11 protein-coding genes and 1 pseudogene are annotated in these 13,470 nt (G+C 68.6%); 7 read left to right on the top strand and 5 right to left on the bottom strand.

Annotated features, from left to right (window positions below; all coding sequences use genetic code 11):
- Positions 1-12 precede the first annotated feature (12 nt).
- The 5 genes from DIE15_RS04975 to DIE15_RS04955 all read left to right on the top strand — a co-directional run bounded on the left by DIE15_RS04975 (position 13) and on the right by DIE15_RS04955 (position 8,303).
- Positions 13-1,338, top strand: a complete 1,326-nt coding sequence (locus tag DIE15_RS04975) for a TolC family protein (protein ID WP_124832531.1) — start codon at positions 13-15, stop codon at positions 1,336-1,338.
- A gap of 26 nt (positions 1,339-1,364) precedes the next feature.
- Positions 1,365-2,834 carry an efflux RND transporter periplasmic adaptor subunit gene (locus DIE15_RS04970; RefSeq protein WP_124832530.1) on the top strand — a complete coding sequence of 490 codons (1,470 nt, stop codon included), beginning with the start codon at positions 1,365-1,367 and terminating at the stop codon, positions 2,832-2,834.
- 149 nt (positions 2,835-2,983) lie between these two features.
- Positions 2,984-6,196 carry an efflux RND transporter permease subunit gene (locus tag DIE15_RS04965; RefSeq protein ID WP_124832529.1) on the top strand — a complete coding sequence of 1,071 codons (3,213 nt, stop codon included), beginning with the start codon at positions 2,984-2,986 and terminating at the stop codon, positions 6,194-6,196.
- On the top strand, positions 6,196-6,879 hold the full coding sequence (irlR, locus tag DIE15_RS04960; RefSeq protein ID WP_057925785.1) for a heavy metal response regulator transcription factor IrlR: 684 nt from the start codon (positions 6,196-6,198) through the stop codon (positions 6,877-6,879). Before DIE15_RS04965 ends, irlR begins: the two co-directional genes overlap by 1 nt.
- Positions 6,876-8,303: a heavy metal sensor histidine kinase gene (locus DIE15_RS04955; RefSeq protein WP_124832528.1), complete on the top strand. Its 1,428-nt coding sequence runs from the start codon at positions 6,876-6,878 to the stop codon at positions 8,301-8,303. The genes irlR and DIE15_RS04955 overlap by 4 nt, the downstream gene beginning before the upstream one ends.
- A gap of 97 nt (positions 8,304-8,400) precedes the next feature.
- On the opposite strand, the gene DIE15_RS04950 is transcribed toward DIE15_RS04955, so the two are convergent.
- A complete protein-coding gene (locus tag DIE15_RS04950) occupies positions 8,401-8,679 on the bottom strand; it encodes a DUF4148 domain-containing protein (RefSeq protein WP_124832527.1) in 279 nt (92 codons plus the stop codon).
- Between the two features lie 301 nt (positions 8,680-8,980).
- Between DIE15_RS04950 and DIE15_RS04945 the strand changes: the two genes are divergently transcribed.
- Positions 8,981-9,226 (top strand): hypothetical protein, encoded by a 246-nt coding sequence (locus tag DIE15_RS04945; protein ID WP_124832526.1) that lies wholly within the window; start codon positions 8,981-8,983, stop codon positions 9,224-9,226.
- Between the two features lie 276 nt (positions 9,227-9,502).
- Here the strand turns inward: DIE15_RS04945 and DIE15_RS04940 are convergent, their stop codons facing one another.
- Together DIE15_RS04940 and DIE15_RS04935 are read right to left on the bottom strand one after the other, a co-directional pair.
- Positions 9,503-10,657, bottom strand: a complete 1,155-nt coding sequence (locus DIE15_RS04940) for a DUF1176 domain-containing protein (RefSeq protein WP_124832525.1) — start codon at positions 10,655-10,657, stop codon at positions 9,503-9,505.
- 232 nt (positions 10,658-10,889) lie between these two features.
- The gene (locus tag DIE15_RS04935; RefSeq protein ID WP_057925969.1) at positions 10,890-12,113 is read right to left on the bottom strand and encodes an RtcB family protein; all 1,224 of its coding nucleotides are present in this window, start codon (positions 12,111-12,113) and stop codon (positions 10,890-10,892) included.
- A 258-nt stretch (positions 12,114-12,371) separates the two neighbouring features.
- Between DIE15_RS04935 and DIE15_RS37480 the strand changes: the two are divergent.
- A pseudogene (locus DIE15_RS37480) lies at positions 12,372-12,599 on the top strand (sigma 54-dependent transcriptional regulator); the annotation flags it as partial.
- Positions 12,600-12,637: 38 nt separating this feature from the next.
- Here DIE15_RS37480 and DIE15_RS04925 read toward each other — a convergent pair.
- Both DIE15_RS04925 and DIE15_RS04920 read right to left on the bottom strand, forming a co-directional pair.
- Positions 12,638-12,799, bottom strand: a complete 162-nt coding sequence (locus tag DIE15_RS04925; RefSeq protein WP_409364290.1) for a hypothetical protein — start codon at positions 12,797-12,799, stop codon at positions 12,638-12,640.
- Between the two features lie 14 nt (positions 12,800-12,813).
- Entirely contained in the window at positions 12,814-13,440 is a 627-nt protein-coding gene (locus DIE15_RS04920; protein ID WP_057925779.1) for a LysE family translocator, read from the bottom strand.
- Between the last annotated feature and the right edge of the window lie 30 nt (positions 13,441-13,470).

The raw sequence follows: 13,470 nt of genomic DNA, 5'->3' as shown, positions 1-13,470 counted from the left end.
GCAGAACCGAACATGCTCAAGCTCACCTTCGCCGTGGCCGTCGTCTTCGCGACGGCCGCGACGGCCGCGACGGCCGCGACGGCCCATGCGCAGTCGCCGCAGGTCGCGACGCCTGCTGCGTCCGGTGGCGCGGCGCCGCGCGTTGCACCGCCATCCGACGTCCCATCGTTCCCGTCGCTGACGCTGTCCGACGCACTCGCGGCCGCCGCCCGCAACAACCCGGCGCTGCGCGGTGCACGCGCTGACCTCGACGCATCGGCCGGCGCGCTGATGCAGGCCGGCGCGCGTCCCAATCCTGAAGTGTCGTTCCAGCAGGAAGGCTTCAGCCGCGCGGAGCGCACGTCGACCGCGCTGATCAACCAGACCATCGAACTCGGCGGCAAGCGCCGCGCGCGGCTCGACGTCGCGTCGTACGGCCGCGAGGCCGCGAACGCGTCGCTCGACGAGCAGGGCGCCGCCGTGCGCGCGGACGTGATCGCCGCGTTCTACGGACTGCTCGCCGCGCAACGCCAGCTCCAGGTCACCGAGGAATCGGCCGCGATCGCCGCGCGCTCCGCGGATCTCGCGGGTCGCCGCGCGCAGGCCGGCAAGGTGTCGCCGGTCGAGGCGACCAAGGCGCAGGTCGCGGCGGCCGGCGTGCAGATCGAGGTGGTGACTGCGCGCGGCCGGGCCGACGTCGCGCGCGAAAAGCTGAACGCAGCGATGGGCGAAGCGGGCAGCGACCGGCGCGTCGCGCTCGGCGATCTGGAGACGGTGCCCGCGGTCGAGCCGCTGTCCACGCTCGCCGCGCAGCTCGACGACGCACCGCTCGCCCGCGCCGCGCGTGCGGAGATGCTGCGCGCGAACGCGGCCGTGTCGCTCGAACGCGCGCGGCGCATCCCCGACGTGACGGTCGGCGCGGGCGTGAAGCGGGTGACGACCGGCGGCGTGCCGGACAACCAGGCGGTGGTCGGCGTGTCGATCCCGATCCCGCTGTTCGACACCAACAAGGGCGCGCTGCTCGAAGCGGCGCACAAGGCCGAGCGCGCGAACGCCGATCTCGAGCGCGAGCGTACGCGGTTGCGGCTCGCGCTCACGCAGGCGTATGCGGATTTCGACGCGGCCGCGCAGGAAGCGCGGCGGCTGAAGACCGACATCCTGCCCGGCGCGCGGCTCGCGCTCGACGCGATGTCGCGCGGCTACGAGCTCGGCAAGTTCAGTTTCCTCGATGTGCTCGATGCGCAGCGCACGCTGTTCCAGGGGCAATCGCAATACGTGCGCGCGCTCGCCGACGCGCATGCGGCACGCGCCGACATCGGCCGGCTCGTCGGCACGCCGCTCGCGGCCGTCGCGCAATAGCCGCGCTTCTCACCTGAAGGATCGTCATGTCACGCAGCAGAATCTTCATCATTGCGGCGGCCGTGCTCGGCGGCGCCGGGATCGTGCTCGGCGCGCTCGCCGTCACGCGAGGCGGCCCGTCCGTGCCCGCGGCCGGAGAAGCCGAACGATCGGCCGACGGCGGCGGCACCGGCTCGCATGGCGGCGTCGTGCTCACGCGCGGCAAGCTGTCCGTCGAAATCGTGATGACGGAAAAGCCCGGCGATGCGCGGCTCGTCGTCTATCCGTTCGTCGACGGCAAGCCGGCCGACAAGGGCGTCGCCGTGTCCGGCACGCTGGTGCGGTACGACCGCTCGCATGAACCCTTGCGTTTCGACGCGGCCGGTCAGAAGTTCGTGTCCGCGCAGTCGATCGCCAAACCCCACGTGTTCGATGCGACGATCGACGTGAAGGCGGCCAATGAAGCCGTGTCGTTCCCGTTCGCCCGCGCGGACGGTGCGATCGCGCTGACCGACGCGCAGTTGCAGACGTCGAAGATCACGCTCGCGAAGGCCGGCCCCGCGCAGATCGCGACGCCGTTCCAGCTGCCGGGCGAGATCAGGTTCAACGAGGATCGCACCGCGCACGTCGTGCCGCGCGTGGCCGGCATCGTCGAGCAGGTGTCGGTGTCGCTCGGGCAGAACGTCGCGAAGGGGCAGGTGCTGGCCGTGATCGCGAGCACCGATCTCGCGGACCGGCGCAGCGAACTGCTGACGGCCGAACGCCGGCTGTCGGGTGCGCGCGCAACTTACGAACGCGAACGCACGCTGTGGCAGGAGCGCATCTCGGCGGAACAGGACTACCAGCAGGCGCAGGTGCAGCTGCGCGAGGCCGAGATCGCCGTGCAGAACGCGCGGCAGAAGCTGGCTGCGCTGAACGCGCCGGCCGGCGCGGGCGCGCTGAACCGCTACGAGCTGCGCGCGCCGTTCGCCGGAACGATCGTCGAGAAGCATGCGACGCCTGGCGAAGCGATCGCCGCCGACGCGAGCCTGTTCGTGATCTCCGACCTGTCGACGGTGTGGGCCGAGATGGCCGTACCCGCGCAGCGGCTGAACGGCGTGCGCGTCGGCCGCGATGCGACCGTCAGCGCGACCGCGTTCGAATCGCGCTCGAGCGGCCCGATCGCGTATGTCGGCTCTCTGCTCGGCGAACAGACGCGCACCGCGCCCGCCCGCGTCGTGCTGCCGAACCCCGACGGCGTGTGGCGGCCCGGGATGTTCGTGAACGTGTCGGTCGACGCGGGCAGGCAGGCCGTGCCGCTGGCGGTCGCGAGCGACGCGTTGCAGGAGGTTGACGGCGCGCCGTCGGTGTTCGTGCGCTCGCCGAAGGGTTTCGTTGCGCAGGCCGTCGAGACGGGGCGGCGCGACGAGCGCGCGACCGAAGTGCTGAAGGGGCTCAGGCCGGGCCAGGAATACGCGGCATCGAACAGCTTCGTGTTGAAGGCCGAGCTCGGCAAGGGGAGTGCGGAACATGAATGAGCATGACGTGTGCGCCGTTGCGCGATTTGCAGCCCGGTTCCCGGTCCGACCCGCAACGCGCCCGGCCGCCCGGTTTCCGGCCCGCCGCATCGTCGGCCAGGCTGCCCGTCCGGTGCGGTCGACCGTTCCCCGCTTCAAGGAATCCCGCCATGTTTGAGCGCCTGATCCGCTTTGCGATTGCGCACCGCTGGCTCGTGATGCTGGCGATCGCGGCCGTGGCCGCGCTGGGCGTGTTCAGCTACCAGAGGCTACCGATCGACGCGGTGCCCGACATCACGAACGTGCAGGTCCAGATCAACACGGCCGCGCCCGGCTATTCGCCGCTGGAGGCCGAGCAGCGCATCACCTATCCGGTCGAGACCGTGATGGCCGGGTTGCCCGGCCTCGAGCAGACGCGCTCGATTTCGCGCTACGGGCTGTCGCAGGTCACGGTGATCTTCAAGGACGGCACCGACATCTACTTCGCGCGGCAGCTCGTCAACGAGCGCATCCAGGAAGCGAAGGACAAGCTGCCGGCCGGCATCGCGCCGGCGATGGGCCCGACGTCGACAGGCCTCGGCGAGATCTACCTGTGGACCGTCGAGGCCGACGCGGCCGCGCGCAAGCCCGACGGCACGCGCTATACGGCGGCCGACCTGCGCGAACTGCAGGACTGGGTCGTGCGGCCGCAACTGAGAAACGTGCGCGGCGTGACCGAGGTGAACTCGATCGGCGGCTACGTGAAGGAATACCGCGTCGCGCCGAATCCGGCGAAGCTGATGTCGTACGGCTTGACGCTCGCCGACGTCGTGCGTGCGCTCGAACGCAACAATGACAACGTTGGCGCGGGCTACATCGAGAAGCGCGGCGAGCAGTACCTGGTGCGCGTGCCGGGCCAGGCACGCACCGTCGACGACATCGCGAACATCGTGCTGACCAACGTCGGCGGCGTGCCGGTGCGGATGAAGGAGGTCGGGCAGGTCGACATCGGCCGCGAGCTGCGCACTGGCGCCGCGACGTCGAACGGCGAGGAGGTCGTGCTCGGCACGGTGTTCATGCTGATGGGCGAGAACAGCCGCTCGGTCGCGAAGGCCGTCGCCGCGAAGATGGCCGACGTGAACCGCACGCTGCCGGCCGGCGTGAAGGCGATTCCCGTCTACGACCGCACCGTGCTCGTCGAGAAGGCCGTCGCGACGGTGAAGAAGAACCTGCTCGAAGGCGCGATCCTCGTGATCGCCGTGCTGTTCCTGTTCCTCGGCAACATCCGCGCGGCGCTGATCACCGCGCTCGTGATCCCGCTGTCGATGCTGATGACGTTCACCGGCATGGTCAACGCGAAGGTCAGCGCGAACCTGATGAGCCTCGGCGCGCTCGACTTCGGGATCATCGTCGACGGTGCGGTCGTGATCGTCGAGAACTGCGTGCGGCGGCTCGCGCATGCGCAGGCCGTCGCCGGCCGGCCGCTGACGCGCGACGAGCGCTTTGCGGAAGTGTTCGGCGCGTCGCAGGAGGCGCGCCGCGCGCTGATCTTCGGGCAACTGATCATCATGGTCGTGTACCTGCCGATCTTCGCGCTCACCGGCGTCGAAGGGAAGATGTTCCATCCGATGGCCGTGACCGTCGTGATGGCGCTCGCGGCCGCGATGGTGTTGACAGTCACGTTCATCCCGGCCGCGGTCGCGCTGTTCATCGGCGAGCGCGTCGAGGAGAAGGAAAACCGGCTGATGGGCTGGGCGCGGCGCGCGTACGAGCCGGTGCTCGCCACGTTCATGACGCGCCCCGCGCGCGTGATGCTTGGCGCCGGCGCGATCGTGCTGGTCACGCTCGGCCTCGCGACGCGGCTCGGCAGCGAGTTCATCCCGAGCCTGAACGAGGGCGATCTCGCGGTCGCCGCGCTGCGGATTCCGGGCACGAGCCTGTCGCAGTCGGTCGAGATGCAGAAGTCGATCGAGAAGACGCTGAAGGCGCGCTTCCCGGAAATCGAGCGTGTGTTCGCGCGCACCGGCACGGCCGAGATCGCGGCCGACCCGATGCCGCCGAACCTGTCGGACGGCTACATCATGCTGAAGCCGTCCGACCAGTGGCCCGACCCGAACAAGCCGCGCGACGAGCTCGTGCGCGAGATCGAGGCGGCGCTCGCGGAACTGCCGGGCAACGCGTACGAGTTCTCGCAGCCGATCCAGCTGCGCTTCAACGAGTTGATCTCGGGCGTGCGCAGCGATGTCGCGGTGAAGATCTTCGGCGACGACATGGCCGTGCTGAACCAGACCGGCGAGCAGATCGCGGCCGCGCTGCAGAAGGTGCCGGGCGCATCCGAAGTGAAGGTCGAGCAGACCACCGGCCTGCCGGTGCTGGCCGTCAACCTCGACCGCGACAAGCTCGCGCGCTACGGCGTGACGGTCGCCGACCTGCAGGACACGGTGGCCGCGGCCGTCGGCGGTCAGAAGGCCGGCACGCTGTTCCAGGGCGACCGCCGCTTCGACATCGTCGTGCGGTTGCCGGACGAGCTGCGCTCGGACATCGAGGCGATCAAGCGGCTGCCGATCGCGCTGCCCGCGCCGGCCGCCGGCGCCAGCGCGCCGCTCGCGCAGGCGCCGTACGTGCCGCTCGCGGAGCTCGCGACGATCGACGTCGCGCCGGGTCCGAACCAGATCAGCCGCGAGGACGGCAAGCGGCGCGTCGTCGTCAGCGCGAACGTGCGCGGCCGCGACGTCGGCTCGTTCGTCGCCGACGCACGCGAGCAGCTGCAGCAGGACGTGCGCGTGCCGGCCGGCTACTGGGTGTCGTGGGGCGGCCAGTTCGAGCAGCTGCAGAGCGCGAGCGAGCGTCTGAAGCTTGTCGTGCCGCTCGCGCTGTTCATGGTGTTCGTGCTGTTGTTCGTGATGTTCAACAACGTGAAGGACGGCTTGCTGGTCTTCACCGGTATTCCGTTCGCGCTGAGCGGCGGCGTGGTGTCGCTGTGGCTGCGCGGGATTCCGCTGTCGATCACCACGGCGGTCGGCTTCATCGCGCTGTCCGGCGTGGCCGTGCTCAACGGGCTCGTGATGATCTCGTTCATCCGCAACCTGCGCGACGACGGGATGCCGCTCGACGCGGCGGTGCGCGAAGGCGCGCTCACGCGGCTGCGGCCCGTGCTGATGACCGCGCTCGTCGCGTCGCTGGGCTTCCTGCCGATGGCGTTCGCGACCGGCACCGGCGCCGAGGTGCAGCGCCCGCTCGCGACGGTCGTGATCGGCGGTATCCTGTCGTCCACGGCGCTGACGCTGCTGGTGCTGCCGGTGCTGTACCGCGTGAGCCACTCGGTGTCGTGGCGCGCGGTGTTGCGCGGCGGGGGCGGCGCGAGTGTGTTGCGCCGGCTGGGTTTCTTCAAGGGTAATGCGTGATGCGAATTCTGATTGTCGAGGATGAACCGAAAACGGGCGCGTATCTGCGCAAGGGCTTGACCGAGGCCGGCTATGTCGTCGACTGGGTGGAGGACGGCATCACGGGGCAGCACCAGGCCGAGACCGAGGAGTACGACCTGCTCGTGCTCGACGTGATGCTGCCGGGGCAGGACGGCTGGACGCTGTTGCAGAACCTGCGGCGCAGCAAGTCGACACCCGTGCTGTTTCTCACCGCGCGCGACGACGTCGGCGATCGCGTGAAGGGGCTGGAGCTCGGCGCCGACGACTATCTTGCGAAGCCGTTCGATTTCGTCGAGCTGACCGCGCGCATCAAGTCGATCCTGCGGCGCGGCCAGCCGCGCGATTCGAACACGCTGCGCGTGGCCGATCTCGAACTCGACCTCACGCGGCGCAAGGCCACGCGGCAGCGCGACACGATCCTGTTGACCGCGAAGGAGTTCGCGCTGCTGTGGCTGCTGATGCGTCGCGAGGGCGAGATCCTGCCGCGCGCGACGATCGCGTCGCAGGTGTGGGACATGAACTTCAACAGCGACACGAACGTCGTCGATTCAGCGATCCGGAGGCTGCGCTCGAAGATCGACGACGCGTACGAACCGAAGCTGATCCACACCGTGCGCGGGATGGGCTACGTACTCGAAGCGCGCGACGGCGCGGCGAAGTGATCGCGCACCTGCTGCCGCGCACGCTGCGCGGACGCCTGACCGCGCTGATCGTCCTGTCGACGTCGGTGATCCTCGCATCGAGCGGCGTCGCGCTGTACGAGGCGCTGAGCAATCGCATCGGGACGACGGCGGCCGAGCAGATGGCCGGCATTTCCGCCGCGCTGGGTACGCACCTGTCCGAAGCGCGTTCGACGGCCGACGTCGCCCGCAACACCGATATCTGGATCGACCAGTTGCATGGGCATCCGAACATGGATCTCGCGATCTACGATGCGACCGGCACGCGCATCGTCGGCACGCCGGGGTTTCGCACCTATGCGCCGCTGCTGTCGACGGACGCCGGCCGCATTCCGGTGTTTGTCGCGCCGCCACGTGCGCGGCATCAGTATCGGGTGATGACCGTGCCGCTTGCCGGCGCAGGTGCGCCCGTCGTGCGCGTCGCGGTGCAGTACGACCGCAGCGCCGATGTGCTGCTGCTGCGCACGCATGCGTACACGATCGTCGTGATCGAGGTGTTCGGCGTCGTGCTCGCGGCCGTGATCGCATACGGCATCGCGGCGCTCGGGCTGAGCCCGCTGCGGCGTTTCGCGGCGCGGGCCGAGCAGATGTCGACGAGCCGGCTTGCCCATCCGCTGCCGGAACTCGATACGTCCGGCGAGCTGAAGGAGCTGGAGCACGCGTTCAACGGGATGCTCGCACGCCTGAACGAATCGTTTACGCGGCTGAGCCAGTTCTCGTCGAATCTCGCACACGACATGCGCACGCCGCTCACGAACCTGCAGGCGGCTGCGCAGGTCGTGCTGTCGCAGCCGCGCAGCGCGGATGAATACCGGTACGTGATCGAGTCGAGCATCGACGAGTATCAGCGCTTGTCGCGGATGATCGAGGACATGCTGTTTCTCGCGCGCTCGGAGCAGGCCGGCACGTCGATCGACGTGCGGCGTCTCGATGCGGCCGAGCAAGCGTCGCGTGTCGCGGGCTACTACGAGCCCCTTGCCGAGGATGCGGGCGTGTCCGTGAAGGTCGACGGCTATGCGTGGGTCGATGCGGACCTCATGCTGTACCAGCGCGCGTTGAGCAACCTGCTGTCCAATGCGCTGGCTTACGCACCGCGCGGCAGCGTCGTGACGATCGACTGTTCGGAGCAGGGCGGCGTGACGACGATCGCCGTATCGGATACGGGGCCGGGCATTGATGCACAGCATGTCGAGCGGATTTTCGAGCGCTTCTATCGCGTCGATCCGTCGCGGCACAATTCGGCATCGGGGACGGGGCTCGGCCTCGCGATCGTCCGGTCGATCATGGACAACCACGGCGGCGAATGCGGCGTCGACAGCGACCCTGGCCGGCGCACGACATTCTGGCTGCGCTTTCCGTCGCGTCCGCCGGGCGCGCCGAAGGCCGTGCCGGCAGCCCATGCGTGAGATCGCAGCAATCAGACACGGCGGCACGTTCGCTGCGGCAAGGCGGCGCGCGGCATGCTGCCCGCGATCGCGGGGCAGCGCACGCGCGTGACCGGCATCAGCGGGCCGCGAGGCTGTCGTGATTGTCGGCCTGCGGCGCCTTCTCGCCGGCATGCACCGACATCCCGTGAAGCGCCTTGTTGCGCGCGACGATGTCGCCGGTCGGCGGATACTGCGTCTTGCTCGTCGGCACCACGCCGTCGTGCTGCGCCTGCTTCAGTTCGTTGATGACTTCGGTGCGGGTCTTGCCCGGCGTTTGCGCGAAGGCGGCTTGCGCGGCGATGCCGAACGACAGCGTGGCGGTGACGAACAGGGCTGCGAGTTTTGCGGTTTTCATGGTGCTCTCCTTGTTGAGGCCGCCGGGTGGCGATCCATGGACCCAGTATGCGAAAACAGCCCGGCGTGACCGTGATCGGCAGATGACAAGTGCGTCAGATTGCGCGGCGACGCGCGTGACGCAATCGTCATGTTCGGGTCATGCATGCGACGGAGCCAGAACGGAACATGCAGTCAACCCGCAGCGGATGTGTCGGCCGTCATGCCGCTGATATCCGAGCCGGCTGCTGGCTTGTGCATCGTTCGCCGCGAGCGTCTCGACAGCGGACCGTCCCATCACGACTCTTTCATTCGTTCTCCAAGTGAATCGCCTGTCTGTTCGCTCGTCGCTCGTCGTCATGCTGTTCGTCCCGCTCGTTGCAGGCTGCGCGTCCATGCCCCCGGGCTGCGGACCGGTCGCATGGACCGATGCGGCGAAAGCACAGCCCGTTGCCGCCGCATTGATTCCCGGCGAGCAAATCGACTACGCTGGGCATCGCTGCGGCAATCCGAACCTGTACGTGAAGGCACATCCGTGCCTGTTCCCGCGGCGCAACGTCGCGCGCTGAATGCCGTGGGCGCAAAAAAAGGCCCGGCACTTCACGTGTCCGGGCCTAACGCGTGTTCGTGCCGTGCGGCAACGAATCGCTTGCGTGGGTGGTAACGGGCATTGCCCGTCACGTTGTCGATCGTATCGAAGTGACCCGTCGCGCAGCTGATTGAAACATGAAACTTTTGTCATGCAGCGGCGGGCCGGTCGCGAACGGTGTTTTGGGCACTTCGCGCGCTTCGATGCCGCCGGTGAAGTGCCGGATGACGCTCGAGGCTTTCGGGCCCGGCGCGCGTCAGCGCGGGTTGTCGGTCGAACCGGCCGTGCGATACAGCCTCGGCCATTGATCCTGGAACAGCCCGTTGCAGGCGCCGTGCATCGCGACGTCGTTCAGCACGAAGCGCCGGCCGTCGAACACCCACGACGCGCTCGACCCGCAATCGCCGGCGCCGCGCACGCGGTCGAGGCTCGACAGCATCGCATGCGCGGGATCGTAGCTTGCCTCGGTCAGCTGGTTCGCGAACGATGCCGGATCGAGCCCCGCGCTCGCGTGCTCGCCGAAATTCAGCGGCGTCGGCGCGTACGGCGCGGTGCGATGCACGCGATACCAGAGATCCGTATGGTTGTATGCGCTGCTCGTCTGGCACGGGATCGACACGATCGCGTCGGTGGCCGAGATCGCGATGGCCGACGCCGTCTTGCGGCGATCGTGTGCCGACATTTCGTCACCGGCATCGGCCGCGCAACGCTTCACGTTTCCTTCGAATCTGTCGAACACCGCGCCGACGAGCGGACGTTGTTCGGCGGGCGTGAGGTCGGCCACACGCGGTGCGGGAACGGGCGCGGGCGGCAACGCCGGCGCGGCGGGCACCGACGACGCGGGCCGCGTGCCCTTGCGCAGCAGCGCGGTGACCGTGCCGATGCGGCCCTGCGTATCGTCGATCAGCAGCAGCGCGGCATTGAGGCCCGACAACGAGACGCGCGGTGTCTGCGCGGCGGCCGGGTCGCCGAAGCTGACCATCCGCGCGTTGTGCGACAGGGTCAGCCACGTATCGACGGTCGTCGGGTCGGTGGTGCGGATGCGGAATGGATAGACGTCGTCGTCTTCGTCGCCGGCCCCGGCGACGGCGTGCCACTCGGCCGGCACCGCGTCGAACGGCTGGCCGTCCGCGCGTGCGGTGCGCAGGTCGAGCGGTGCCGATGCGAAGATTTCCAGCGACGGCCGCGCATCGGGGCCCGCGTCGCGCGTGAGCCGCACGATCATGCTGGTGCGCGTGTCGTCGATGTCGTCGTTGCCGCCTTCGGCGACGCAGCGGTTCGCGTTGTCGCAAACGACCGACCAGTTCTTGAAGTCGCGCGCGACCGAATGCTGCGCGGGATCGCGTGCGGCGGCGGAGAGCGACGTGGTGAGCAGGGTGAGGGCAACAGCAAGCGGGAGATGACGAAACATGACGGTTCGTATCGGCAATGACGGGGCGAAGGGCGGATGTCCGGCTGCAAGCGCATCGTAAGCGCGCGATGCGGATCGGGCGCGGCCGGACGGCATCGAGTATACCGCCGCTGCGGTGACGATTCGTGTGACGATGGTCGAATGCAGGCCGATACGGAAACGGCGCGATGCATGAGGGCATCGCGCCGTTGGCGTGTCGGCGGGTATCGATGATTCGACTGCGTGATGCCCGCTATCCTTTCACGCACACCACCTGACGCAGCGTGTGGACCACTTCGACGAGGCTGCGCTGTGCTGCCATCACCGCATCGATGTCCTTGTAGGCCATCGGGATTTCATCGACGACGCCCGCGTCTTTCCGGCATTCGATGCCGCGCGTCGCGCTCACCTGGTCGTCGACCGTGAAGCGGCGCTTCGCCTCGGTCCGGCTCATCGAGCGGCCGGCGCCGTGGCTGCACGAGCAGAAGCTCTCCGGATTGCCGAGCCCGCGCACGATGAAGCTCTTCGCGCCCATCGAGCCCGGAATGATCCCGAGCTGCCCCTTCTGCGCGGACACCGCGCCCTTGCGAGTCACGAGCACGTCCTCGCCGAAGTGGCGTTCGCGCTGCACGTAGTTGTGGTGGCAGTTCACCGCGTGCTCGTCGACCGAAAACGGCTTCGCGATCACGCCGCGCGCCGCGCCGATCACCGCGTCCATCATGGCCTGCCGGTTGCGGCGCGCGTAGTCCTGCGCCCAGCCGACCGCTTCGACGTAATCGTCGAAGTGCCGGCTGCCCTCGGTGAAGTACGCCAGGTTGCGATCCGGCAGGTTCGCGATGTGCTGCCGCATGTCGGCCTGCGCGAGTTCGATGAACAGGCTGCCGATCGCGTTGCCGACGCCGCGCGAGCCGCTGTGCAGCATGAACCACACGTGGCCCGCTTCGTCGATGCACACCTCGATGAAGTGGTTGCCCGTGCCGAGCGTGCCCAGATGCGCGTAGTGGTTCGTCTTTTCCAGCTTCGGATACTTGTCGACGATTCGCTGAAAACCCGGCAGCAGCGACTTCCACGACTCGGTTACGGCGGCCGGCGCGCGATCGCCCCATGCGCCCGGATCGCGGCGGCCCGGCACGCGGCCGTGCGGCACCGCGCGTTCGATCGCGCCGCGCAGCCCGCCGAGCGAGTCCGGCAGGTCCGCTGCCGTGAGCGTCGTGCGCGCGGCCATCATCCCGCAGCCGATGTCGACGCCGACCGCGGCCGGGATGATCGCGCCCTTCGTCGGGATCACGCTGCCGATCGTCGAGCCCTTGCCGAGGTGGACGTCCGGCATCACCGCGACGTGCCTGAAGATGAACGGCATCTGCGCGGTGTTGCGCAACTGCGTGCGCGCGTCGTCCTCGACCGCGACGCCCTGGGTCCACATCTTCACCGGCTTGCCGTTCGCCAGTTCCATTACCTGAAAATCATCGTTGCTCATTTGCTTCACCATTCGTTCATTCGTCCGGCGCGGCACGCGTGCGCCGCGCCGGGTCATGTCATGCATGCATCAGGCGCCCTTGATGCTGACGAGTCCGTTCAGCACCGGGTCGAGGCCACCGAACACCGAGATGCGGTCGATCCGTTCCGCGACGCGCTCGAATCAGCCGCGCGTGTTCGTTCTTTTTCACCACATGACGCTTCCACATATTCTTGTCCTTTTCTTCAAGGACCGCCGGGCGGCGAGGGTACGTCGGGCGGATGCGTCGACGCGGTGTTCGGTACGCGGGCGGCGGACCTCGACCTGTTCGACCGCGCGCAGCTCGAGCGCGTGCTCGACGTGTGCCGCGTGTCGGCGAGTGTGTCGGAGGCCGGCCGCACGCTGTTCGAGGTATCGCGGCAGAACAAGAAGCAGCCGAACGATGCGGACCGGCTACGCAAGTATCTGGCGCGCTTCGGGCTCGATTGGGAGGGGGCGGCAGGCGCTGCGGCGCGAGGTAGTCGCGCGGCACGGCATTCAACCGCTCACGCGCGGCGGATCGCGATGATCTCGGCACTGAATGCGTCGTCGAACGGCGCGACTCGCCGGTCGACGTACCAGTCGACCGACGGGAAACCGGCCGCCGCCACGCGCGCGTGCGGGTCGGCATGGAGGATTTTTCCAGCTGGCGCGGCGCCGGACGTCATGCGAAACGCGCGCGTCAGCGCTGTTGCACCGCGACGCGCAGCCCGAGCGCGATGAAGATCGAGCCGATGATCTTCCCCTGCCAGCGCGTGAGCCATGCAAGCCGCTTCACGAGGCGGCCGAGCGGGCGGATCGAGCATGCGATCAGCGTCGTGTAGAGCGAGCTGAGCACGACGAAGATCAGCCCGAGCACCGCGAACTGCACGAATGTCGAGCCGCGTTCCGGATGCACGAACTGCGGCATGAACGCGAGGAAGAACAGCGCGGTCTTCGGGTTCAGCACTTCGGCGGGAATCGCCTGCAGGTACGCCTTCAGCGGCGTGACGGCCGACACCTTCGGCAGCGACGGATCGGACGGCCTGTCGAGCAGCGCGCGCACGCCAAGGTAGATCAGATAGGCGGCGCCGACCAGCTTCACGACGTTGAACGCGAGCGCCGACGTCATCAGCAGCGCCGACAGCCCGACTGCTGCGAACAGCGTATGCACGAAATCGCCGCTCGCGACGCCGAGCCCGGTCAGGATGCCGGTCTTGCGACCGCCCTGCACGGTGCGGCTCAGCACGAGGAGCACGGCGGGGCCGGGGATCAGGAACAGGCCCAGAACGACGGCCGTGAAGGTGGTCAGCGTGGTCAGGTCGAACATGGCGGCTCCGGCAAGATTGGCGCGGCGGCG

The organism is Burkholderia sp. Bp9031 (assembly GCF_003857965.1).
GTDB classification, from domain to species: Bacteria; Pseudomonadota; Gammaproteobacteria; order Burkholderiales; family Burkholderiaceae; genus Burkholderia; species Burkholderia ambifaria_A.
Note: the sequence above shows the minus strand (reverse complement) of the source record. Positions and strands in the feature narration are given on the sequence as shown.

Coding starts and splice junctions, on each gene's coding strand:
- DIE15_RS04920 (WP_057925779.1), bottom strand. CDS start 13,440: ATGTTCGACCTGACCACGCTGACCACCTTCACGGCCGTCGTTCTGGGC.
- DIE15_RS04940 (WP_124832525.1), bottom strand. CDS start 10,657: ATGTTTCGTCATCTCCCGCTTGCTGTTGCCCTCACCCTGCTCACCACG.
- DIE15_RS04965 (WP_124832529.1), top strand. CDS start 2,984: ATGTTTGAGCGCCTGATCCGCTTTGCGATTGCGCACCGCTGGCTCGTG.
- DIE15_RS04935 (WP_057925969.1), bottom strand. CDS start 12,113: ATGAGCAACGATGATTTTCAGGTAATGGAACTGGCGAACGGCAAGCCG.
- DIE15_RS04970 (WP_124832530.1), top strand. CDS start 1,365: ATGTCACGCAGCAGAATCTTCATCATTGCGGCGGCCGTGCTCGGCGGC.
- irlR (WP_057925785.1), top strand. CDS start 6,196: ATGCGAATTCTGATTGTCGAGGATGAACCGAAAACGGGCGCGTATCTG.
- DIE15_RS04950 (WP_124832527.1), bottom strand. CDS start 8,679: ATGAAAACCGCAAAACTCGCAGCCCTGTTCGTCACCGCCACGCTGTCG.
- DIE15_RS04925 (WP_409364290.1), bottom strand. CDS start 12,799: ATGACGTCCGGCGCCGCGCCAGCTGGAAAAATCCTCCATGCCGACCCG.
- DIE15_RS04975 (WP_124832531.1), top strand. CDS start 13: ATGCTCAAGCTCACCTTCGCCGTGGCCGTCGTCTTCGCGACGGCCGCG.